The sequence below is a fragment of the Leucobacter faecis genome, assembly GCF_054456635.2.
Genome location: NZ_JBTJEP020000003.1, coordinates 46,561 through 68,051, shown reverse-complemented (window position 1 = coordinate 68,051; position 21,491 = coordinate 46,561). Strand labels below are relative to the sequence as shown.

The window sequence follows — 21,491 nt, the reverse complement described above, 5'->3', positions numbered from 1 at the left end:
ACCATGTTGAGCCAGACAGATGCGGTGATCGTAGCGGCGAAGCGCACGCCGCTCGGAGTGGGCAAACCGGGCCGCGGGGCGCTCGAAGGAGTGCACCCCGTCGACCTGTCGGCGCAGCTGCTCACCGCGGTCGTGGCGGCCGCGGGCATCGCGCCCGACACGATCGATGACGTGATGTGGGGCTGCGTCACCCAGGTGGGGGAGCAATCAAGCAACATCGGTCGTAACGCCGTGCTTGCGGCCGGGCTGCCAGAGCAGATCCCCGCCATGACCATCGACCGGCAGTGCGGCTCTTCACAGCAAGCAATCCACTCGGCCGCCGCCGCGATCATCTCGGGGCAGGCCGACGTGGTGATCGCGGGCGGCGTCGAAGTCATGAGCCGTGTGCCCATGTTCTCAAATGCGGCGGGAGGTGAAGGACCCTACGGGCCCGCCATGCGCGCCCGGTACCCGCACCTGGTGCCGCAGGGCGAGAGCGCCGAGCTGATCGCAGACAGGTGGCAGCTCAGCCGCTCACACCTCGACGAGCTCGCGGTGCGGTCGCACGAACGGGCCGCCGCTGCGGCCGCTGCCGGACTCTTCGACGATGAGCTCGTGGCGGTCACAACACCTGCGGGTGAGGTGAGTGCCGACCAGGGCGTCAGGCCGGGCACAAGCCTCGAAGTGCTGGCCGGTCTGAAAACGCCGTTTCGTGAGGGCGGGGTCGTGACCGCGGGTAACGCCTCACAAATTTCTGACGGCGCGGCGGCCCTCGTGATGATGTCGGGGGAGAAGGCAGGGCAGCTGGGGCTCACGCCGCTCGCCCGAGTACACACGGCGACCGTCGTGGGCTCTGACCCGATCTTGATGCTCACGGGGCCGATCGCCGCGACCGCGCGGGTCCTCGACCGGGCAGGGCTCACCCTCGATGACATCGATGCGTTCGAAGTGAACGAGGCTTTCGCCTCGGTGCTGGGAGCATGGCTACACGACACCGGGGCAAACCCGCAGCTCGTCAACCCGCGCGGCGGCGCAATCGCGCTCGGGCACCCGCTCGGCGCCTCGGGCGCGCGCCTCGCCACCACGCTCGTGCACCACCTGCGCCAGACGGGCGCTCGCTACGGCCTGCAAACAATGTGCGAGGGCGGCGGCATGGCGAACGCCACGATCTTCGAACGGCTCTAGCTGCTTCGTGCGCGGCGACGCAGGATCACGGCGCCGGCGACCGCGCAGGCACCCGAAGCGACCGATCCGGCGATGATCATGAGCGCCATCGGCAGTGCGGTCTGGTCACCCCAGGCACCCACGATGGGTGGGGCGATTGCCCCGCCCATGAACTGGATGGCACCGAGAAGGGCGGATCCGGAGCCGCGGGCAAAGTCAGCGAGGCCCAGCGCGAGCGCCGTGCCGTTCGAGCTGGTGAGCGCAACGCCGCCGCTCAGCACGAACGCGCACGCAATGTAGCCGGGAATCGACAGCGAGCCCGTGAGCGAGAGCACCGCGAACGCGGTGCCCGCGAGCACGACCGCGCCGCTGCCGATCGACAGCATCAGCGTAGCGGGCACGCGGCCAGCCAGCCGCGAGTTGAGGTAGTTGGTGAGCACCATCGCGAGCGCTCCGGTCGCGAAAGCGAACGAGAACTGCGACGGCGTCATGCCGAGCATCACCTGTCCGACGAACGGCGCGCCCGCGATGTACGACAGCAGCGCCGCGAAATTGCAGGCGACCACGAGCGTGAAGAGCACGAATGCACGGTCGCGGCCGAGCCTGGCGAAGTTGCCAAACGCGCGGCGGGCGCCCCCAATTTGGCGCTGCGAGACCGGCAGCGTCTCGGGCACGAGCAGCAGCGCGAGTACGAACATGAGCGCCGTGACACTCGCGAGCGTCGCGAGCACGCCGCGCCAGCCGAAGTGCTCGGTGAGAAACCCACCCGCGAGCGGAGCCACGAGCGGTGCGACCGCCACGATCATCGCCATCAGGCTAAACGCCCTGATCGCGGCCGTGCCCTTCGCGAGATCGGCGATGATCGCGCGCGCGAGCACCACGCCCGAAGCGCCCGCGAGGCCCTGCAGTAGTCGCAGCGCCGTGAATATTTCGACCGTGGGTGAGAACACCATCGCGATGCTCGCGGCCGTAAACGCGCCGAGCGCGACGAGCAGCACGCTGCGGCGGCCGAGCCGGTCAGACAGCGGGCCGAGATACAGCTGGCCAAGACCCAGACCGAGCATAAACGCGGTGAGTGTGAACTGCACCCCCGAGGGGGTCGTGCCCAGCTCGTCAGCGATGTCGGTGAACGCTGGCAGGTACAGATCGACGGCGAACGGCCCCACCGCAGAGAGGAATCCGAGGGTGACAAGCAGACCTCTGGTGAGGCGCTGCGAAGGTGATTTCATGCGGTGTACTGCTCACTTCCAGCCGGGCACGCCCGACATCCGTTAGAATAGCTCGTCGGCATCTTCTCGTGCCTGCGCGGGGTCGCTTTGGTGTGGCTCGCGCGACGCACTCGGCATCCCGCCGTGTCGACGTTCCGTTCGTCTCGTTAGGACACTACCTCTATGGCTCTCGCCACTCGCGAAGACCTCCGCAATGTCGCTATTGTCGCACACGTTGATCACGGCAAGACCACGCTCGTCAACGCGATGCTGACTCAGACCAACTCGTTCGATGCGCACGAAGAAGTTGGCGATCGAGTCATGGACTCGAACGACCTTGAGCGCGAAAAAGGCATCACGATTCTCGCCAAGAACACCGCTATCACCTACGAAGGTGAGCACGCGAAGAACGGCCCGATCACGATTAACGTGATCGACACGCCGGGTCACGCGGACTTCGGTGGCGAGGTCGAACGTGCACTGTCAATGGTCGACGGCGTCGTGCTGCTCGTTGACTCGTCTGAGGGCCCCATGCCCCAGACCCGCTTCGTGCTGCGTAAGGCGCTCGAGGCCAAGCACCCCGTGATTCTCGCGGTCAACAAGACCGACCGCCCCGATGCACGCATCGAAGAGGTTGAGAGCGACGCGCAGGATCTGCTGCTCGGTCTCGCGTCTGACCTCGCAGAAGACGTGCCCGATCTCGACGTCGACGCCGTGCTGAACGTGCCCGTCGTATACCTCTCGGGCCGTGACGGCGCAGCATCGCACAACCGCCCCGCCGACGGTGAGCTGCCCGACAACATGACCCTCGAGCCGCTGTTCGAGACGATTCTCGAGCGCGTGCCCGCCCCCACCTTCGACGATGCGCGTGCCCTGCAGGCTCACGTGACGAACCTTGACTCGTCGCCGTTCCTGGGCCGTATCGCCCTGCTGCGTATTCACAACGGCTGGATCAACAAGGGCGAGACCGTCGCCTGGGTGAAGTCAGACGGCACCGTGGCGAACGTGCGTATCTCTGAGCTGATGCTCACGAAGGCGCTCACGCGCTACCCCGCAGAGAAGGCTGGCCCCGGCGACATCGTGGCGATCGCCGGTATCGAAGACATCACCATTGGTGAGACCATCTGTGATGCGAACGACGTGCAGCCGCTGCCGATGATTCACATCGACGACCCCGCGATCTCGATGACGATCGGCGCGAACACGTCGCCGCTCGTGGGCAAGGTGAAGGGCCACAAGCTCACCGCGCGCATGATCAAGGAGCGCCTCGACCGCGAGCTGATCGGTAACGTGTCACTCAAGGTGGTCGACACTGGCCGCCCCGACGCGTGGGAGGTGCAGGGCCGCGGCGAGCTCGCGCTCGCAATTCTCGTGGAGAACATGCGCCGTGAGGGCTTCGAGCTGACCGTGGGCAAGCCCCAGGTTGTGGTGAAGGTCGTCGACGGAAAGAAGCAGGAGCCGTTCGAGCACCTCACAATTGATACCCCCGAAGAGCACCTCGGTGCGATCACCCAGCTGCTCGCTGCTCGTAAGGGCCGCATGGAGAACATGGTGAACAACGGCACCGGTTGGGTGCGCATGGAATTCATTATTCCGTCGCGTGGCCTCATCGGCTTCCGCTCGGAGTTCATGACCGAAACACGTGGCACCGGTATCGCGAACGCGATCGCTCAGGGCTACGGCGAGTGGGCCGGCGTCATCAACACGCGTAACAACGGCTCGATCGTCGCCGACCGTTCGGGCGTGGCTACACCGTTCTCGATCATCAACCTGCAGGAGCGCATGTCGTTCTTCGTGCAGCCCACCGAGGAGGTGTACGAGGGCATGGTCATCGGTGAGAACTCACGTTCAGAGGACATGGATGTGAACATCACCAAGGAGAAGAAGCTCACGAACATGCGCTCGGCCAACGCCGACAACTTCGAGTCGATGACGCCCCCGCGCAAGCTCACGCTCGAGGAATGCCTCGAGTTTGCTCGCGAGGACGAGTGTGTCGAGGTGACGCCCGAGATCGTGCGTATTCGCAAGGTTGAGCTCGACGCGAACTCGCGTGCGCGCGCTGCTTCGCGCATCAAGAACGCCAACAAGTAGGCTCTTGCGCACGGTCGGAGTCGTCCTGCGCCTTCGATCGTGTCGCCTTGCGGCTTCGATCGTGTCGCCTTGCGGCCTCGATCGTGTCATCCTGCGCGAGCGTAGCGAGTCGCAGGATCCATGCTCACCCCCGCCCGGCCTATGCCGGGCGGGGGTTTCGCGTTCACGCCCGGCTTTGTAGGATCAGGTCATGTCGATCATCTACGAGACAACGCTGTCACCGTCAAAGTACGAGCTGCTCGCAGCCTGGCTGCCCACACAACCCTGGTTTGCGGGCGATACGGGGCAGCTGGCGCCGGTGGGGGCCTATAGGCTCGTCGACCCCGAGGGAGAAGTGGGCTTCGAAGGGCACCTGTTCACCGCGGGCGACAGCGTGATCTACCACGCCCCACTGAGCTACCGCGGTGCACCGCTCGATGAGGGCGATGAATTCTTGGTGGGCACGATCGAACACGGCGTGCTCGGTAAGCGCTGGGTGAGCGACGCGATCGGCGACCCGGTGTTTCGCGCGGTGCTTGCGGCTGCTATCGCACAGGGCTCGGTCGGCAGCCAGGAGTATGTGGTCGGCGGTGCACCCGACGGCGGTACTTTGGAGCGCGCCACGAGCGTGCGGGTCGCTGGCACCGGATCGCCCGGCGCCTCCGTGCCTGAGCTGTGGGCGGCGCTCGTTGAGCAGCGCAGCGGCGCCACGGTGGCGCACACCGAGTTTGCCGCGCTCGAAGTGCGTCGGGTGCTGCGCGAGAGTGATCCACCCGTGGAGCCCCGCGAGCTGACGCTGCGCGCGTCGTGGGACGACGCGCACATCGGGGTGCTGCTCGCCGCACTGCAGGCGTGAGCTCGGCTGCGCGGCTATTCTTCGCTCGCTTCCTTCCCTGTCCTTCTGTGCTCGCTCCCTTCCTCGTCATTCTGCGTGACTTTGCCGCTCGGTCATTCTGCGCTCGTTCCCTCCCTCGTCATTCTGCGCTCGTTCCCTCCCTCGTCATTCTGCGCGAGCTTGCGAGTCGCTGAATCCAGGCCCCGAACAACGCATAACCCGGCGCTGACACGCGCGCGATTCGTTGATTTCAACTATTGACCTGTTGTTCGCTAGAGTAGTGCTTGCGTGAAAACGCAATCGGGATGTGGCGCAGTTTGGTAGCGTACGTCGTTCGGGACGACGGGGTCGCAGGTTCAAATCCTGTCATCCCGACGAAGTGCCCCGGTCAGAACAAGTTTCTGGCCGGGGCAATTTTCGTTTAGGGGCCGCGGACACGTTTCGGACACGATGACATTCTGTGTGGCGGCGTGAGGCTCCCGGCCACCCTGCGCGAGCTCGCACTATGGTCACCCTGCGCGCGCTCGCACTATGGTCACCCTGCGCGAGCGCAGCGAGTCGCAGGGGCCAGGCTTTCGAGAATGTCGTAGGTGTGCGAGACAATGTGCAGTGTGACTGGGGTGACGACAGACGGGAGCATCGGTGCGAACGGGATTGCGTGCCGTTGGCGGTCTGTCGATCTGTAGAATCTCAACGGGGTGACCATGGACCGGCTGCTGCAAGACGTCGATCTCATTGCTGAGGTGGAACAGATCGAAGACTTCCGCACTATCTGCGAAGAAGCGGAGAAGATCTCACCGCATCAAAAAAGCTCTCCGCAGTGAAGCGCACCGGTGGTGGGGCGAAAGAGTAACGTCCACACAAAAAGCGATCGCTGACAAGCGAAAGGATCTCCGGAAGAAACTTAAGAAGGTTTCCGCGAAGGTGCTGATCTTCATGTACCTCACCTACTTCCGCGAAGAACGCCTGGCGCACGTGATCGAGTCACTCGACACCGAGCAGTTCTTGCGCTCCACCGACCTCTCGCTCGGCTCCTACGGTAAGCTGACCGAGACTGGCGTGATCGACGTGGGTAACATGACCGACGCGATCCAGGAGGTCCGCTACTTCGAGAAGAAGAGCATCGAAGGGTTGGTGGAGGGGTAACCGTGAACGATCATCCCGTTGCGCTGACTGACCCGCCTGAGGGGTACGGTGAGTGGCTCACCGATCTCAAACAGCGCATCTACGCCGCGCAGCAGCGCGCTGTCCTGGCAGTCAACACCGAAATGGTCGCTCTGTACTGGCGAATTGGTCAGGACATCATGGAGCGCCAGTCTCGGCAGGGTTGGGGCGCAAAAGTGATCGATCGACTTGCGCATGACCTGCGGGTGGCGTTCCCTGAAATGCGTGGCATGTCGGCGAGGAATCTTCGATATATGCGGGATTTCGCGAAGGCGTGGCCAGACATCGAGATTTGGCAGCAGGCTGCTGCCAAATTGCCGTGGGGTCACAATATGGTCCTCATCGACCGGGTCAAAGACCCCGAGCGGCGACTGCTGTACGCTGCTGCCGCTGTCCAACACGGCTGGTCTCGGAATGCGCTCGACATGCACATCGATATGCAATCCGTGGAACGCGCGGGAAAAGCGATCACAAACTTCGATCGAACGCTACCGCCGTCAACCTCTGACCTTGCCCGTCAGTCACTCAAGGACCCCTACAAACTTGACTTTCTCGGCCTCGGGGAAAATGCCGCAGAGCGAGCGATTGAGCAGGCCATTGTTGATCACCTCACCGATTTTCTCATCGAACTCGGTGTCGGCTTCGCCTACGTTGGGCGCCAAGTCCACCTCGAAATTGGTGACGATGATTTCTATATCGACTTGCTGTTTTACCACCTGCAGCTGCGTTGCTATGTCGTCATCGAAATCAAGGGTGGGAAACTTAAACCTGAGCACCTCGGCCAACTGGGTTTTTACATGACAGCGGTGGATGAGACGCTTCGACATGAGAGCGATGGCCCAACCATCGGCCTATTGCTCTGCCGCTCGAAGAACGAAATAGTGGCAGAGTATGCCTTGAAGGACAGCAAGCACGCCCTCGGGATCGCGGAGTATGAACTCCTGAAGGCGCTGCCCGAGCCACTACACACTTCGTTGCCGACCATCGAGCAGATCGAACGTGAACTCGGCGAAACGAGCGAATGACACACAATCACCGAATACCCACCTCAATCAACCAAAATCGACCGTGACGAACCGTCAATGAGCCGGTAGATTAGCCACAGAAGAATCGCCCGATTCGTCAATTGACCAGGGAAAACAAGAGTTTCTCGCAGGTTTCAGATGGTAGCAATAACCCGAGACGGGGTCGCAGGTTCAAATCCTGTCATCCCGACGAATTGCCCCGGTCAGAACAAGTTTCTGGCCGGGGCGATTTTCGTTCTAAGGGCCGCTATTTGTGCGGCCTCGTTTCGGTCGCAGCCACTAGTTCTCGTGGAGACGCATGTGCCGCATTCATGATGGCAGCCATGCTTGCGCCCAGCACCGAGTCGGCTCGACCGGCTGACCAGCCAGTGCGGTCGTTGTTACGGTACTCAATCACGGTAAGGGCTTCGCTGTCGTTGCCGTGCCCGGTGCTGGTTTGGTGAAGTTCTAATACCTCGACGTGGATGCCTTGCGTAGCAAGTGCCGTGGTCAACGCTTCTACCGGTCCGACGCCGTCATGGCTGGTAGCAAATTCTTGGTCTCGGGTTCGAAGAACGATCCGGGTACTGTTTCCTCCAGATGACTCAGAGGCCTCATATCGCGCTAGCACGATGGCTGCACCGGTTGGCTCGCTGTGCAGATATGACTGCTGAAAGATATCCCAAATCTCTGCGGCGGTAATTTCACGGCCCGAGCAATCAGTATGCCGCTGCACTTGCTGCGCGAAATCAATCTGTAATCGCCGTGGCAGTTCGATGCCGTAGGCGCTCTCAAGCAGGTAAGCGATGCCGCCCTTTCCTGACTGTGAATTCACGCGAATGACCGCGTCGTAACTTCGGCCAATATCTGCCGGATCAATTGGCAGGTACGGTACTTGCCAGCAGGCTTCACTCTCCGTGAGTCCTGACGCTTCGGCTCGCGCGCGATGTTCAGCGAAACCCTTCTTGATAGCGTCTTGGTGGGTTCCGCTAAATGCAGTGTGCACGAGGTCGCCAACATACGGGTGCCTGGGGTGCACTTCGATCCGATTGCAGTACTCGACCGTGCGGCGAATCTCGTCAATATCGCTGAAATCGATCATCGGGTCGATACCCTGTGCATGCAAATTCAGAGCAAGTGTTGCGATGTCCACATTTCCGGTGCGCTCACCGTTGCCGAAGAGGCAGCCTTCGACTCGTTGGGCTCCAGCGAGCACTGCCAGTTCGGCGCAGGCGATCCCAGTGCCGCGGTCATTATGCGGATGCACGGAGAGGATCACGCTATCGCGCCGAGCGAGGTTTTTATGCATGTATTCGATCTGGTCCGCGTATACGTTTGGGGTTGCAATTTCCACAGTTGCAGGCAAGTTCAGGATCACCGGGCGTTCTGGCGTCGCCTGCCAGAGCTGGGTCATCGAATCGCAAACATCGAGCACGTAGTCGGGCTCTGTCAGGTTGAACACTTCCGGGCTGAATTGAAACCGAACATTTGGCAGGTCTCCAGCGAATTCAAGTACATCGCGGCCACCGGCCAGAATGAGTTCTTTCAGAGCAGTGCGGTCATGTCCAAGGACCATACTTCGCCACGTCGGTGCTGTTGCGGTGTACATGTGGATCACGACTTCATTGCGGATGCCACGGATGGAGTCGACAGTCCGCTTGATCAGATCGCGTCTTGCCGGGGTGAAAACGACGATCGTCACATCTTCGGGGGCAATCTTTGTATCGGAAATGAGGCGCACGAAATCGTAGTCAGTCTGTGAAGCAGAAGGATACCCAACCTCGATCTCCTTGTACCCCATGGCGACCATCAATTCAAAGAAACGTCGTTTGCGTTCGGGATCCATCGGCTCGGCGAGCGCCTGGTTACCGTCGCGCAAGTCAACCGGCACCCAGAGCGGGGCTTCAGTTAGTTCGTGGGTGGGCCATGTGCGTTCGGTGATAGGGATACCAACACGTGAGTACACGTCAGTGTAGCGATGGAACGGCATTTGGGAGTGACGCTGCCTGTTCCAGGGCGCGGATTGCAGCGGTACCGGGCCAACGGGAGTCGAGATGTGGGGGAAAGGGGTTGCGGTCATTGCGGAAGTCCTTTTGTTTCGTATTGAGAGACCGGCACATCAAAGGACTCCACGTCGGGAGAGCCGGTCTTGGCTAAACCCCGCCGTGGCGGCGAAGGAGAAGTTTGCAAATGAACACGTCAACACAGTAACACAACTCCTCAGACAAGTAGAGGAGCTATGCTTGATCCATGGCACAGGTAAAACGAACTCCGCTCGCGGAGCAGGCTGCCGAACTACTGATGGAGCGCATCAAGGGTGGCGAGTGGGGTCTTGGTGCGAAGCTGCCCGGCGAAACCACACTCGCCCCACAGCTTGGTGTGGGGCGTTCAACTGTGAGGGAAGCCATACGGCAACTCGCGGGGCTCGGTGTCCTCGCAACGAGGCAGGGGGCAGGTGTGTTCGTCACTGCACTTGACGTGCCGGAGGACTGGGGAACCATGCTCAGACGCGCTGACATCGTTGCCGTGCTCGAAGCCCGTATCGCCATTGAAAGTGAGGCTGCAGCGCTAGCTGCGGAGCGACGAACCACTCAAGATTTGCGTACTATGCGAAGCGCACTAGCGCAGCGAGACGTGAACAGAACAGAACCTAACGAACTGGTGGACGCGGATACAGCATTTCATCGCGCGATTGTTGCTGCGGCGCACAGCCCGATACTCCTGGAACTCTTCGACAGCTTTGTTCCCCGATTGCGGCAGGCAATGGTTGACTTGCTCAGTATCCAGCAGGATCACGCGACGGACACCGACCAGGATGCCCATGCCAACCTTTTACAAGCAATCAACGACCAGGACTCAATAAGGGCGCTGACTCAAAGTCGTGCGCATCTGCAGGCTCTCAAAATCACCCTTGGATAGACCTACTGATGAGGCATATAAAACTTTGGAACAGCTTGTTAGTAATGCTTTCCAACACAACGGGCTTCAGTAGACCCCGCAGGGCGCGTATTGAGTATGAACGCACTGAGGTGGTGTAGACCTGAGCCCAATAGCTCCTTAGGCAAGGCATACTGCCCGGTACGCTTAGGCCCCTCCTGACCGTAATAGAAGAATGCGAGGATGTGTTAGGTGGCTGCTCAACTGGATGACCTGACGGTGCTCGCGCGCTTCGTGACTCGTGCGCGCCGCATAGAAGCTCATTCTCTCGTGCAAAACGAAGGAACCTTAATAGCCTATGCAAAAGGTACCTTTAAGGTCACGCTTGGTTTTGATGGGGTGGCGACTATCAGGCGACCCCTCCCGGAGAACGAAGAAGAGTTTGAATCCCTAGTTGCGAGGATCAGGCCATTGACGTTGAAATCTGAGCCAATATATTACGCGAAAGTGCTAGGAGCGCTAGAGCGAGCATTGGAGCAGATCACCCCAGATGCGGAAGTTGCATTTGAATTCCAGGCATTGAAAGTTTCTTGGGAGTCCGCCGAACTTCAGGGGACTCAGGTGCAGGGCTATTCCGTGCAACGCTCGCGTATTGATGGTTCGGAATCAACTAAAAATGTCTCCGATACTCAGCTAGCTGCCGCGTGGGTATATGCGGACCTTGTTCATGCTGATGCTCAGGGCCCTAAAGCTGAGGCGCTTGCTTTCGACCTTGAAGAACGGTATGCAGCCGCAGTGCTTGTGTTCTGTGGGGCAGCCGTGCGGGTGGTGAGGACGCTTCGCCTGATCGAGCATCTGAAAGCCGCGGAGATACTCGACCTTGCTGATGAACTCTGGTCTCAAAAGGTCACAGTCGACACCACCGAGATCGTCGAGGAAGCGGAGGTGTTCATGGCGCCTGTAGGCGCACCGATGCCAAATCTCATGACCTCGGTCGAAATGGGAGAAGACTGGAAATCAGTCTCGGTGACTGAGATGCTCAGGCTTGAGATAGCAAACCGGGTGACAGTGCTCCTGCGAGACGGCGATCGCATTGTGGATACCAGCGACGCGGCGGTTATGAGGCGAGAGAATGACGAAGACTCGATGACTTGGGAAGCCCTCATCGCCGGGAGCGCCCTCTGTCGTTTGGTTTTTGACGCTGAATCAGGCAGAATTCGGTCGATTCGGTCGATTCGGTCGATGGAACTTCAATTCCTGGATCACACTCATGCGCTCAAGCTCTCCTCCTATGAATTCAAGCTGAAGATGTTCCAAGCCCAGAAGTTGACGCTTCAGGTCGGGGGCCAAAACTGGGTGTCTCTGCAAATCCCTGCAGCCTCAGAGGAAGAGCTGCTCCAGCAGCAAATTCTCTTGGAAACGACAAGGGACATTGTTTTGATTGAGCAAATCGCTAAAAGAAAGCTCAAAATAGGCCGCGAGCCCTTCACGAACGACGATCGCATGGCGTTGAGAGTTGCACGGCTGACCTGGGAAGGCAAGATCACCTATTGGAGTCAAGGACCGATACAGGTCACTACCGAAAATGGGCTACCTCCCTCTCAGATTCAGTTACCTGCCCAGACTCTTTCAATCGGCGGTGTGGAGATCCCTACCCCTGAAATACGGTTGCGCCACCCAGGCATGGTTGTCACCGAACTGAAGCCTGAGCCGCCACTTGAACCAGGAGTGAAACTGTATGAGCTCCGGCCTCCTGGTCAAGCATTCTTCCGGGTTTGGGCACCAGAGCAGGTGCAGGTTTCGAGTGACGCTGATCTCGCTTCGCTTGTTCCCTGGGGCCTGTCGGGGATACAGGAGGCCGAACCTCTGAAGACGGATACCGCGTTGATTAAGTTTGACCAGCAGGAACCATGAACTGCGCGCAAAGCGAGGTTGCCCAGTTCTTTGGTTCTAGGAGAGCTACCGAGTTAGAGTTGCGTTGAATCCGCTTGGTTTCGTGGAATCTCGCTCTGGCGAGTATCGTCAGGCTGGTCGGACGCGACACGTGGACCTTGGTTGCGTTCCAGATGCAAAGCATGAACACGAGATACAGCCATTCGGGAGCACCCATCTCTATCAGGGCGAGAGCGCCGGGTGCGATCAACAAGTAGGGGATAGAGAGCAGCATCGCCGGTACGCCGTAGCGAAGATTCTCGCGGCGGCGCAGGAATCAGATCGGCCGGTTCTTCGAAGCGTACCGCTGCAACAGATCGCTCGCGGAGCTACTGAGAATCCAGATGAGGGTGAGCATGACCGAGTCCAGGTTGTCACGCATTGCGACTCCTGAGTCCATGAATCCGGTACGCACTCTGTCCGTCGAGAACCAGTATTTTGTGCCGACAGGGGCAAGTCGTTGTCGCCTCGGTATTCTAGTGTCATGTTGATGATTGGTGCCTTCGTTAATGTGGCCGGGTATTCGGTCGGAGGTGACTCACGCGCTATCTTTGACGACCAGAGTTCGGGTGTCGGTATTGTGGCCATGCGAGAAACTACCCAATCGTGCACCTCCGGCTCTTCTGGGATGTTGCGTCACCAGGCGGAGAAGTGACGATGCTCCAGAGCTTCACCAGTGATGTGGCCTTTCGTGGCCTGAGCAAGACCCCATTCGACGGGACTTCACCCTGCAAGCTAGGTAAGCGAACGGTGATCTACGGCCGAAACGGCACGGGAAAGACGAGCCTGTCAGAAGCGCTCAGGCTCGCTGAGGGTTCCGGACGCGCAGACAGTGCCACTCTTCAAGCGCGAATCATTACGAATGGTTCTTCTTCGGGAATCCGCCTAGAGCCCGGTAGTTTCCCGTTTCGGCTGTTTGTCTATAATCGCTTTTACGTTCAAGAGTCTTTGCGACTCTTCCTTAGTGGCGATGGTCACGCATCACCGATTGTGCAGCTCGGCATTGACAACATTAAGGCCGAAGTCGAACTGGAAAGCCATCAGGCATATTTAGCAGTGCTTGAAGCACGAGAGGCCTCGATTCGTGAAGCAATGAAGCGTATCGAACTTGATCGCGAGACGCTTGAGAAAGAAACCAAAGCTGAGATCATTTCAGTTCTCGCGCCAGCGGACGCAGCGTACTACAATCCGACCAGGTTCCAAGTCACTCAGGTGAGGAAACTGCTCGATGATCAGAACGCAACTGCACTCTCGGATGAGGAATTCGCTGCAGAATTGAACGCGGCTACAGCCGCTCTGTTGGGTCAGGTAGACCTACCCCTTGCGCCCGAAAAAATGGCTGCGAATCTGCATCTAACGGTCAACGATGAACTTCTCAGTGCGTCCGTGGACTCGGTGCCCCTATCCCGGCTGACCGAGAATGCTGATCTCTCGGCTTGGGTTGAAAATGGATTGACATTTCATAGCGAAGGTGATCTTTGCACGTTTTGCCAAGTCGGCATTGTCACCTCCGACGTTCTCGCGGCATACCGGCGGCATTTCAGTTCGGCTCTCGACTCCCTACGAGAACGGCTTGGAAAAGCAATCGCATATTTTGAGCGTCAGCGTGATGCTTTGGATTCTTGGCTTCAAAGTATGCCCAGTGAGAGCGAGTTTCTGCCGGACTTCCAGGGGTGCGCCAAGAATGTGATGTCTGATGTGAGGAAGGATGTCGAGGCTCTCCAGATTGAAATTGGTAAAGCGATTGCCGCCATTCAGAGAAGGCAAGCAGATCCTCTTCGCGCAAGGCCTGACGCAGATCTCCTCACAGAGCCATTCGCTGTTGTGGATGTTGCTGGGTTCAATCAAGTGCTGTCTGAGAATAATGCCGCCTGTGGGTCGCAAACCGCACGCATTAAACGGGCGCGAGCATCCGTTGAGCTGCATTTCGGCGCTCAGAACGGTGCCGAATACCGATTTGCTGCGCGGCGTCTGGAGCTGGCCCAAAGGGCGCTGTCGACACTTCGGCAGCGAACTGTTGAAGTGGATACAAAACGGCTTGCGGCTCAACAAGAACTGCAAGACGTCGGGCAGATGGCGAACCTTATCGACGTGGATCTTCGAGAACATTTCGGTCATGCACACCTGAGGGTCTCGGTCACGCCGGACGGAACTGGCTATGTAGTGACGCGCTCCGGGGCCATTGCTACTCATCTGAGTGAAGGGGAGCGAAATGCTATCGCCTTTACGTACTTCTTGCGCTCGCTTGAGGAAGAAGGCGTCGATCCCGAGCAGACCATCGTGGTGATTGACGACCCAGTAACGAGCCTCGACAAAGAGTCGCTATTTGCTACATTCGCATTCGCCCGCGAGCGTACAGAACAGTTTGCTCAAGCTATATTTCTTACTCATGACTACGAATACTTCAGGTTGAACCTCATCGACTTAAAGAACCGTTGGGGGAGCTCTCAAAAACGCATTCGCATGAACGACGCCGCTGAGAAGCAGATGCCTGAGGTCTCATTCCTGGAGGTTCGCGCAGTCTCGCAGGCTGCGAATTCGCGACATGGAGAGGTGCGAGAACTTCCTCGAAGCCTGGTGCAGCACCCAAGCGAATACCACTTCTTATTTTTTCACGTGGCAGAAACATCTGTGGGAACTTCGCAAGAGTATCTACCGTTGGTCGGAAACGCAGCTCGGCGACTTCTTGAGGGCTTCCTCTCGTTTCGAGCCCCGGACAAAATCAATTTCCAAGAGAAGGTAAACGCAGTCGCAGCGAACGCGTTTATTGATGGAGCGTTGAAGGAGCGGGTCGTGAAGTTCCTCCATAGTCAATCCCATCGAGAAGAACCTCGACCTTCGTCAGCGCTAGACTTTCCTTCGATTGAGACGGAACTAGCAGCTACGTTGAGGTTCATTCATGCAGCAGATGGCCCACATTTCGAAGCGATGTGTAGGTCAGTGGATCTCGACCCGGTCGTGATCCTTCAGAATCTAGCCATGCAGCAGATTGTGTAGTTGCGGAGAAACGTGCCTCGGTTCAGGAGATGCGGGTCACGGTAAACCCATGCCAATTAACCGTGACCAGGCCGAGCTGACCGACTACACTCGGGGTAGGCGTTACGCCTTATCCCTAACCAACACCAGGGAACCGTAGCTAATCACGTGGCATAGAAACCATTCGTGATCAGGGGTTTTGACTGACGGGGTCGCAGGTTCAAATCCTGTCATCCCGACCAGAAAGCCGCGGAAACTCAATGGTTTCCGCGGCTTTTAAGGTTGAGAGATTTGACTATCCCGACGAAAACCCGACGAAAACTCCTTCCTGCGAGGGCTTTCCGCTTATCATCGACCGGTCGTTTTGGGTCGCATCCGGTTGATGCTGGGCCTGGTGCACCTGTTCACTATGAACACGCAGCACACACCCTCACAGCATCCGGCACAGCTCGAACCGCTCCTCGACATCGAGGAACTGGCGAACTATCTCGGCATCCCCGTCGCAACGATCTACGATTGGCGCGTACGCGGACACGGCCCGCGAGCGCATCGCTTGGGCAAGCATCTGAAATTCGCGCTCTCCGACATTCAAACCTGGATGGCCGAGCAACGAGAACCTGGTCCAGTGTCCCAGGCTTCAGACGCGAGCCCGGAGCGGAAGTGACATCATGAGCAGGCCACGCCTCACTATTGGCACCCACGGTGAGATCGGGTACCTGCCAGCAGCGTCTGGCCGGATCACCGCCTATGCACGCTATCGAGACTGGGATGGTGTGACCCGTGTGGTGCAGGCGACCGCGCCCTCGCAAAAGCTGCTGAACGGGCATTGAAAGCGAAGCTCGCTGAACGCACGGTCAGTGCTATAGCCCTTTCAGATGATGCATGCAGGTCTCAAATCTCGACTACCCACGTTGTTCGAGAACTGCGACGATATGGTCGGCGGCAACTTCTGCACCGTTCGGTGCGGCGCGGAGCCGTCTACCGACCGCCATAGCACGGGTGCGAAGCGCATCGTCGTCCAGGATTGTGTGGATCTCTGCGCGGATTCTTGATGAGCTCGCGGATTTCGGCAGCTGCCTACCTGCTCCGATCGACTCGACCGTCCAACCGACGATTCGCTGGTCGGAGGTTGGGTTGATCGGCATGATTAGCAGCGGGATGCCGTGAGCGAGGGTCTTCATCGTGGTGGAGTGCCCACCGTGGCCGACGACGAGGTCGACGGTGGGGAGCACTTCGGCGTGGTCTACCCAGGCGCGCACGTCCACATTCGTGGTGCCGACGAGTCGCCCGGTGAGGTTGACGTCGCCTGTGGTGACTACGGCGTCTACCTCGAGCCCCGATATCGCGTTGATGATGCGCTGATACACAGCAAGCATACCCGGCCAGTCGGAAGAACTGAGCGCCACCAGGATTCGGGGGCGACCGGCTCGGCCGAGCGGTTCCACACCCGCTTCGGTCGTCCCGGTCCAGTCGTAGCAGGTGAGGGCTGGGTCATCACGCCCTGGGTCGAGGTCGTGGTCGGTGAGGAGCAGTCGTGCTGCGGTGCGTTTCCACAACTTGTCTGGGCGGAGTCCGAGGATTCCGAAGACCTTCCCGATTGGTCCTCGGTCGAACGACCGTACCCAAAAGCTCCCGAAGGTATGGAATAGCGAAATGACTGGCACGCTGCTGTTGAGCGCCCCGCGCAAGGGTGCGGGAAGCATGCAATCGACTACCACTGCATCAGCTCGACGCTCGACGATCAGTGCGAGCACCGCTTTGGAGGTGCTCTTGCCTGTTGTGAGTTGCAGGAGCGCACCGAACTCGCGAACCCCCTGCTTGTGCCCTTCTGGTTTTATTGCCAGTGCGGGCGCAAACGGTATATGTGTGAGAGAAGTGTGATCTGCGGGCAGGCCCGCGATCTCAACGTTAACCCCACGGCGAGACAGTGCCTTTGCCACAGCAACTGTCGGTGGCACGTTGCCGCCAAGGTTGGCAGTTAGAAAGAGCACTCGCATGATGTTCCCCGTTTCAATCTCGTCACATCCCATTGCTGACGGTTCCCGAGCGCTTGATTCATGTGGTTGCTGCTTGACGTCACAGATATCCACGCAGCAGCTTTCGCGCCCATGGCACTCCAGTTCTTAACCATTCCGATCGGCCCCCGACAATATCGACGCATCCGCAGGATCAGCGCTCTCTGCTCAACTGGGTGTGACGGTCGGCGGCTGACTCTAGGTAGACGAGGATCGCCTGCACCCGCCGGTTTCCGTCGGGTGATTCTGGCAGGTCGAGTTTCGCGAAGATCGAGCCGATGTGGGTCTCCACGGTCCGCTCAGAGAGGAAGAGGCGTGCCCCGATGGCGTGATTCGACCACCCCTCAGCCATGAGCATGAGGACTTCGCGTTCCCGAGGGGTGACGGTGTCCACCCGCGACGGAGAGTGTGCGGCACCCAGCAGCCGCAACACCACGTCGGGATCGAGCGCCGTGCCGCCGGCCGCAACGCGGTCCAGCGCTGTGAGGAACTCATCGACGTCGAGCACCCGGTCTTTCAATAGGTAACCGATCGCGCCCTCAGCGACGAGCTCGACTGTGCGGCGGGTCTCGATGTGCTGCGAGAGCAGCATGATCGGTGTAGGCGGGTCCCAGTTGCGGATCTCGATCGCTGCGGTGATGCCTTCGTCATCTGCTGGCATACGTATGTCGAGCACGACCACATCTGGGGTGTGCGCCCGCGTCTGTGCGACGGCGTCAGCCGCCGTCGCAGCGCGGCCGACGATCTCATGCCCAGCGCTGGCAAGCAGCGCCGCGAGGCCTTCGCGAAACAGCGCTGAGTCTTCACCGATCACAATCCGCACGGCAGCACCGCCTCGATCGTTGTGCCGCCACCTACAGGTGAGACCATCCGCCAGGTTCCCCCCAACGCCGCGACCCGGTCGCCGAGGTTGGTCAGACCGCCCACACCACGTACGGTCGCGCCACCACAGCCGTCGTCAGCCACGCGCACCCGCAGGGTACCTTGCCTGTCGTGCACCGCGACCCGCACCTGGGAAGCCTCAGCATGTCGCAGCGCGTTCGCAACCGACTCGCTAACGACGTAATAGGCGGTCGTGGCTACCGCGTCGGGCAGATGGTCGGCGCGCACATCCAGTTCGACGGTCGTCCCCTCGGTGCGTGTGAGATGCGCGAGAGCCGCAGCCAGTCCGTCATCCAAGTCGCTGGGCCGCAGCCCGTGCGCGATCTGGCGCAACTCAGCCACCGCCGTCGACAGCTCCGCGACGGCGGCATCCAGCGCTGCGGTCAGTTCGGGATCGTGGCCGGACGTGCGCTGCAGCACCCGCAGGTGCATTCCGACGGCCACCAGCCGCTGCTGCGTACCATCGTGCAGGTCGCGCTCGATACGGCGGCGAACCTCGTACCCTGCACGGACGAGGCGTTCACGGGATGCCGCGATCTCGGCGTTCGCGCGCGCCAGATGCACTCGCGAACGAGCCGCGTACACGAGCGGTGCCGCAGCGCGCGCTACGGCCGCTGCGGGCCGTTTGATGCGGGTGGCCGACGGTACGATCGAACCGATCTCGTCGCCATGTGCGCGCACCGGCATCGCCGTCTCGCCCGGGGTCACCGCAGCACCGTCCAGCCCCGCCAGAGCCCCGTCACCGCCGCGGCGGAAGACCACCACCAGGCCAGGGTCACGCAGTGCTTCGCGCAGCACTCCCTCCACCTCTTCGGGTACTGCAGTTCCCGCCTCGACCTGTGCCGCGAGCCGGTGTAAACGCGCGACCGCACGTGCCCGCTCGGGGTAGAGCATCCGGTCGAAACCGCGTCGCGCAAAGGGAAAGGTGATCACGACAGTGATCGTCGCCGAGGCAGTCGCAGCTGCTATCCCAACTGGCGGCCAGGCATCCATCGGGCGGCCCGTGATGGAGCTGACAACCGTCAGCGCCGCAAGGGCAGCAGCGATGAGCACGAGCACGGTCACGGCTGCAACGATCGCACGGTCAATGTCGAACAGTTCGGGCCGAGTCACAGCGATAGTCGCGCCAACGGGGATCGCGATCATCATCACAGCCAGACCGAACACCACCAGGTCCGGGGAACCCAAGGCGATATAACTGGCCCAACACAACAGAAGTGTCAGTGGCAGTGAGAGCCCCGCCACAAGCACCCAGCGCAGTCGAAGACGATCCCGCTCATCCGCATATCGATAGCGCGCGAACGGGGCCACTGCGCAGGCCACCAGCACGACAAGAAATGCGAGTAGCAGAATAAGTGCCGCGATATTCTGGATCGCTGCGGGCAGGGGGACCAGCGCCGCAATGGCGACTCCCCCGATGAACACGGCCACAATCGCGCACAGCGCCCACGCGACCGCACGCCAGCGCGACGATGCAGGGTGACCCGACGGGGTGACGACCAGCACCAGGGCGAGCGGCAGATACAGGAGCATCCAGGTGCCGCCCAATACTCCGGCAGGGTCGATCTCGGCACTGTTGGTCACGGTCACCGCGAGCCCCTGCGCGGCCAGCAGCGGAGCGGTGATGTCACCCGGCGCGTATCGCGTGACGATCGCACACAGCACGAGCATGATCGCACTAATCCCGAACGCCGCCGCAACCTGTGCGGGCGGATTCAGCACGTTGCGACCCAGCGTCAGCAACAGGATGCTGCTGAGCACCGTTGTCGCGGCCAGCAGTGCCGCCACCACCGCCACTCCGGTACGTGTGCGCCTAAGCACAGGCATCACCCTTACTGCCTCCATAACAGCATTTTAGAACCGGCTCGCTTGTGGCGACACCCGTGCTAGCACTGACGCGGTTCGGGTGCCACCTCTGATGCTGTCGGGGACAGCGTGAGGGAAAGCTAGATGCAGTCGGGCGCATGAGATGCCCGGTATGCATCCGAGGAGGAGTTATGGCCACTGTCGAGAAGAATGACGACGCACGGCAACGGCAACAGCGGGGTGAGTCCGTGCTGGCCGACCCGACAGTGCCGTTCCGACGTCGCGCCGCTGCGGTCGCGCTACCTCTGGCCTTCGCCTGCCAGCTGGTGTGCAACAGCATCTACGCCTGGGTGTCTACCACGAGCGGAATGAGCGACACGGGAGGTGCCGCCGAGATGCTGGACCTGTACGCGACGTTCCCCACAGAGCTCATGGTGGCGACACTGTTCGCGTTGATCGGCTCCCTGCTGGCGGTGCTAGGTCTACCTGCCGCGCTGCGGGTGTTGCGGCCTGCCAAGCCCCGGCTAGCACTCTGGGCCGTCGGCCTGATGGTCATCGGTTACATTTGTTACTTTGGCATCGTGTTTGGCAACTTTGACCTGTCGGGCATCGCGATCTCACGCGTGGATGCTGCCGACGCATTGGACACCTCACCAGGCCAGGTCTGGGGCATGGCGTTCTTCCTGCTGTTCGTGATCGGCAACTTGGGTGGCAACCTGTTGCTCGGCCTCACAGTAATCTTGGGGGGCCGACGGGTGGGAGTGCCTTGGTGGGCAGGCCTGCTCGTACTGGGTTGGACGATCGGGCACATCGTCAACATCGCCGGCGGCGGCGAGTGGTTCGCCGTCGTCGGGGGCGTGTTCCAGATCGCTGGGTTCGTGATCCTCGCGGCGGCCACGCTGCGCCTGGCTGACACGGAATGGGTTGCACGGGGCTGAACGGTCCGGCAGGGATGGCTATCGCGCTACACCCGGATGGGCAGGAAGCTCGACACGGTCGACTGGGACTACGTAGGGGGTGCCAACTCGACCAACGTTACAAGATCTACGAGACGGGGAAGCCCACGGTGCTCGCGGTCGTCATCGCCGCACAGTATTGGTCCATAAGAGTACTTGCGCCAGGTGATTGCGTCGAGCGCGAAGCGGATAGATCTTCGGAGACTCGCGTACAAATCAATACAAATCAATACGAGGTGTACCACCTCTAGCATCTGATCGGAGAAACTCATGAACATATTGATGACCCCTGTTCTCGTGATCCTCATCGGCTTCTTCGTCCGGTCACGACTGATCGCGACGCTGCTCTATCTCGTCATCGAAGGGATCCTCTTCACCTTCCAGACACTCGCAGTCCTTATGGCCTGGATGGCGGGCGAGGGTGGGTTCGGTGGTGCCACCGATCAGGGAGCTTTCGGACCATCGCCCACAGGTTTTCCGCTGCAGTACGATGAGGGCGAAATCTGGGCTTACGGGCTCGTTAACCTGGGTATCATGGCCGTCGGTGTGATTCTTACCGTATTGATCGTCATTTTCCGCAACCGCGGCCGTGCGAAGAAGAGCGACGGCGCTGGGTAATCGCC

The 21,491-nt window shown here is 60.3% G+C and carries 18 protein-coding genes and 1 tRNA gene; 14 read left to right on the top strand and 5 right to left on the bottom strand.

Going from position 1 to position 21,491, the window contains the following annotated elements:
* The first annotated feature begins 3 nt into the window (after positions 1 to 3).
* Positions 4 to 1,164 carry a thiolase family protein gene (locus ACXR2T_RS03320; protein WP_458837897.1) on the top strand — a complete coding sequence of 387 codons (1,161 nt, stop codon included), beginning with the start codon at positions 4 to 6 and terminating at the stop codon, positions 1,162 to 1,164.
* Here the strand turns inward: ACXR2T_RS03320 and ACXR2T_RS03315 are convergent.
* Complete coding sequence (locus ACXR2T_RS03315; protein ID WP_458837896.1) at positions 1,161 to 2,372, bottom strand: multidrug effflux MFS transporter; 1,212 nt, start codon at positions 2,370 to 2,372, stop codon at positions 1,161 to 1,163. The genes ACXR2T_RS03320 and ACXR2T_RS03315 overlap by 4 nt on opposite strands.
* Positions 2,373 to 2,534: 162 nt before the next feature.
* Here ACXR2T_RS03315 and typA point away from each other — a divergent pair, with 162 nt between their 5' ends.
* From typA to ACXR2T_RS03285, 6 genes are all read left to right on the top strand, one after another.
* Positions 2,535 to 4,442, top strand: a complete 1,908-nt coding sequence (typA, locus tag ACXR2T_RS03310; RefSeq protein ID WP_458837895.1) for a translational GTPase TypA — start codon at positions 2,535 to 2,537, stop codon at positions 4,440 to 4,442.
* 190 nt (positions 4,443 to 4,632) lie between these two features.
* A complete protein-coding gene (locus ACXR2T_RS03305) occupies positions 4,633 to 5,277 on the top strand; it encodes a maltokinase N-terminal cap-like domain-containing protein (protein WP_458837894.1) in 645 nt (214 codons plus the stop codon).
* Between the two features lie 280 nt (positions 5,278 to 5,557).
* Positions 5,558 to 5,631 (top strand) — tRNA-Pro (locus tag ACXR2T_RS03300).
* A 323-nt stretch (positions 5,632 to 5,954) separates the two neighbouring features.
* Entirely contained in the window at positions 5,955 to 6,080 is a 126-nt protein-coding gene (locus ACXR2T_RS03295) for a hypothetical protein (RefSeq protein ID WP_489945483.1), read from the top strand.
* 100 nt (positions 6,081 to 6,180) lie between these two features.
* On the top strand, positions 6,181 to 6,402 hold the full coding sequence (locus ACXR2T_RS03290; RefSeq protein ID WP_458813612.1) for a hypothetical protein: 222 nt from the start codon (positions 6,181 to 6,183) through the stop codon (positions 6,400 to 6,402).
* A 2-nt stretch (positions 6,403 to 6,404) separates the two neighbouring features.
* Positions 6,405 to 7,445 carry a PDDEXK nuclease domain-containing protein gene (locus ACXR2T_RS03285; protein WP_458837893.1) on the top strand — a complete coding sequence of 347 codons (1,041 nt, stop codon included), beginning with the start codon at positions 6,405 to 6,407 and terminating at the stop codon, positions 7,443 to 7,445.
* Positions 7,446 to 7,692: 247 nt separating this feature from the next.
* Here ACXR2T_RS03285 and ACXR2T_RS03280 read toward each other — a convergent pair whose 3' ends face one another.
* On the bottom strand, positions 7,693 to 9,504 hold the full coding sequence (locus ACXR2T_RS03280; RefSeq protein WP_458837892.1) for a 2-isopropylmalate synthase: 1,812 nt from the start codon (positions 9,502 to 9,504) through the stop codon (positions 7,693 to 7,695).
* Positions 9,505 to 9,674: 170 nt separating this feature from the next.
* Here ACXR2T_RS03280 and ACXR2T_RS03275 point away from each other — a divergent pair, with 170 nt between their 5' ends.
* From ACXR2T_RS03275 to ACXR2T_RS03255, 5 genes are all read left to right on the top strand, one after another.
* Positions 9,675 to 10,343 (top strand): FadR/GntR family transcriptional regulator, encoded by a 669-nt coding sequence (locus ACXR2T_RS03275; RefSeq protein WP_458837891.1) that lies wholly within the window; start codon positions 9,675 to 9,677, stop codon positions 10,341 to 10,343.
* Between the two features lie 210 nt (positions 10,344 to 10,553).
* Positions 10,554 to 12,215, top strand: coding sequence for a hypothetical protein (locus ACXR2T_RS03270; protein WP_458837890.1), 1,662 nt, complete (start codon positions 10,554 to 10,556; stop codon positions 12,213 to 12,215).
* Between the two features lie 675 nt (positions 12,216 to 12,890).
* A complete protein-coding gene (locus ACXR2T_RS03265) occupies positions 12,891 to 15,230 on the top strand; it encodes an AAA family ATPase (protein ID WP_458837934.1) in 2,340 nt (779 codons plus the stop codon).
* Positions 15,231 to 15,591: 361 nt separating this feature from the next.
* Positions 15,592 to 15,873, top strand: a complete 282-nt coding sequence (locus ACXR2T_RS03260; RefSeq protein WP_458837889.1) for a helix-turn-helix transcriptional regulator — start codon at positions 15,592 to 15,594, stop codon at positions 15,871 to 15,873.
* 4 nt (positions 15,874 to 15,877) lie between these two features.
* A complete protein-coding gene (locus tag ACXR2T_RS03255) occupies positions 15,878 to 16,039 on the top strand; it encodes a hypothetical protein (RefSeq protein ID WP_458837888.1) in 162 nt (53 codons plus the stop codon).
* 72 nt (positions 16,040 to 16,111) lie between these two features.
* On the opposite strand, the gene ACXR2T_RS03250 is transcribed toward ACXR2T_RS03255, so the two are convergent.
* The 3 genes from ACXR2T_RS03250 to ACXR2T_RS03240 all read right to left on the bottom strand — a co-directional run bounded on the left by ACXR2T_RS03250 (position 16,112) and on the right by ACXR2T_RS03240 (position 19,897).
* Positions 16,112 to 16,765: a glycosyltransferase gene (locus ACXR2T_RS03250; RefSeq protein ID WP_458837887.1), complete on the bottom strand. Its 654-nt coding sequence runs from the start codon at positions 16,763 to 16,765 to the stop codon at positions 16,112 to 16,114.
* A 613-nt stretch (positions 16,766 to 17,378) separates the two neighbouring features.
* Positions 17,379 to 18,047, bottom strand: coding sequence for a response regulator (locus ACXR2T_RS03245; RefSeq protein ID WP_458837886.1), 669 nt, complete (start codon positions 18,045 to 18,047; stop codon positions 17,379 to 17,381).
* Positions 18,035 to 19,897, bottom strand: a complete 1,863-nt coding sequence (locus ACXR2T_RS03240) for a sensor histidine kinase (protein WP_458837885.1) — start codon at positions 19,895 to 19,897, stop codon at positions 18,035 to 18,037. The genes ACXR2T_RS03245 and ACXR2T_RS03240 overlap by 13 nt, the downstream gene beginning before the upstream one ends.
* Positions 19,898 to 20,103: 206 nt before the next feature.
* Here ACXR2T_RS03240 and ACXR2T_RS03235 point away from each other — a divergent pair, with 206 nt between their 5' ends.
* The gene (locus tag ACXR2T_RS03235; RefSeq protein ID WP_458837884.1) at positions 20,104 to 20,850 is read left to right on the top strand and encodes a hypothetical protein; all 747 of its coding nucleotides are present in this window, start codon (positions 20,104 to 20,106) and stop codon (positions 20,848 to 20,850) included.
* 288 nt (positions 20,851 to 21,138) lie between these two features.
* Complete coding sequence (locus ACXR2T_RS03230; protein WP_458837883.1) at positions 21,139 to 21,486, top strand: hypothetical protein; 348 nt, start codon at positions 21,139 to 21,141, stop codon at positions 21,484 to 21,486.
* Positions 21,487 to 21,491 lie beyond the last annotated feature (5 nt).